The sequence below is a fragment of the Gilliamella sp. Imp1-1 genome, from assembly GCF_001690415.1.
GTDB classification, from domain to species: Bacteria; Pseudomonadota; Gammaproteobacteria; order Enterobacterales; family Orbaceae; genus Gilliamella; species Gilliamella bombi.
In genome coordinates this window covers 1-1,821 of sequence record NZ_LZHK01000050.1, presented here as the reverse complement: position 1 = coordinate 1,821, position 1,821 = coordinate 1, and the positions used below count along the sequence as shown (strand labels likewise).

General features: G+C 35.2%; 2 protein-coding genes. Both read left to right on the top strand.

What is annotated here, in order from left to right; translation table 11 throughout:
• Positions 1 to 446 (top strand): integrase core domain-containing protein (locus tag A9G38_RS05125; protein WP_141671731.1); only part of this gene is annotated, 446 nt, incomplete at its 5' end.
• Positions 447 to 596: 150 nt separating this feature from the next.
• Positions 597 to 1,821, top strand: a 1,225-nt coding sequence (locus tag A9G38_RS05120; RefSeq protein ID WP_176713231.1) for an IS30 family transposase, incomplete at its 3' end; no start/stop codon positions are given.

The window sequence follows — 1,821 nt, the reverse complement described above, 5'->3', positions numbered from 1 at the left end:
TTTTAGTGAACTTATCCGATAGGCAAATTGTCGGTTACCATGTTGGTCAACATAAAACAGCAGAGCTTGTTATGTCGGCATTAAGCCAAATTAAACAACCATTATCAAAATTAGATTTATTTCATTCAGACCGCGGTAAAGAGTTTGATAATCGGTTATTAGCGGATTGTTTTAAGACATTTAATATCACGCATTCATTAAGCAAGAAAGGATGTCCTTATGACAATGCGGTAGCGGAAGCGACATTTAAAACAATTAAAACGGAATTTGTAAAAGGTCAACGTTTCAACTCAACGGCTGAGTTACAACGCGCTTTTTCGGCTTATGCCTATTGGTATAATCATAAACGATTACATTCTTCGTTAGGCTCTTGCCTCCCATTGAATTTAAAAAACACTTACCCCTTAATTTTTTTGTTTGAAAATGTGTTGCCATTCCATGTTTAAAAGAATTAGAAGCGGGAAATCACAAGATTAAGTAGAAGTTTGCCGATTTGCAAGGATCAAATAACATGATGTGTTCTTATATTTTTTGATAATTGACTTATATAATTTAAGGAGGGAGAATATGATATGAAAAACAGACAAAATCATATTATGAAAGTACGGCAAACATTACCTGATAATGTAAGCTTTATTGCAGAAGAAATCGATTATTTAGATTGTCAAAAAAAAGATATTTCTAAAAAATTGACAGCCTATGAAGCTTATAAAATGATGACATCTTATCAACCTAGATGGCTAAAAATACTATTTAAAATAAGGGATTGTTTAGTGAAATTAATCGGTGTCAAAGCGATTAATGGATTTGATAGTTCTGCGGAAAATAAGCATCAACCAGACGAAAGCAATATGGCCGATTTTTTTACCATAACAGAGGAAACCAACGATAAACTGACATTAGTTGTAAAAGATTGCCATTTAGATGTATGTGTTTGTATTCGTGTTGTAGATAAAGGTACTGACATAAGTAAAAATACAGTATATTTAATTGCATCAGTTAAAAATCACAATATCTGGGGGAAATTATATATGTTACCCGTTGCTATTTTACATCCTTATATTGTTAATAAATTATTTGAAAACCTGGATTCAAACATGAAGTGCAATTTTAAACACGGTGGAGTGAAGAAAGTAGAAAGGCGATTTATACTAGCACCTTCGCACCACCACAGTTTGGAGATTGCTATGTATTATAATCACCTTTCTAGGAAGGAAAGATACCAGATTTTCGTATTATTACAAGCCGGAAAGAATAAAAAAGAGATAGCCCAGCTACTCAATAGACATCCTTCGACAATAAGTCGAGAGATAAAAAGAAACTCAAAACCTAATCAAGCCTATCAAGCACATGATGCGGTAACCTTAGCTAGGAAAAGGCGGAAAAACAGCGGTAATGGTAAGCCAATAGAGTCTTCGGTATGGCGCCAAGTTGAAAAATACCTCATGCTTTATTACAGCCCAGAGCAGATTGCCGCACGTTTAAAGAAAGTCAGCGTCCAATCAATCTATAACTATCTTTATCAAAATAAAGCGCGCTATGAACAATTCAAACCTTATCTAAGGCGAAAAGGCAAAGCCTATAGGCATTGTAAGGCACCGAGTATTAAAGAAGGAGACCGCCGTTATAAACGGTCAATTAAACAACGTCCAAGTTATGTAGAAAGCCGGAAAACGCGAGGACATTGGGAGGGATATACGATTATTAGCCGTAAAGACAAGCAAGCATTGGTGACATTAGTTGAACGCAAAACAGGGCTAGTATTAATTGGGCGCCTCAATCAACGTACCGCCTCCGAAACGAGAGATATGATAATAAAAT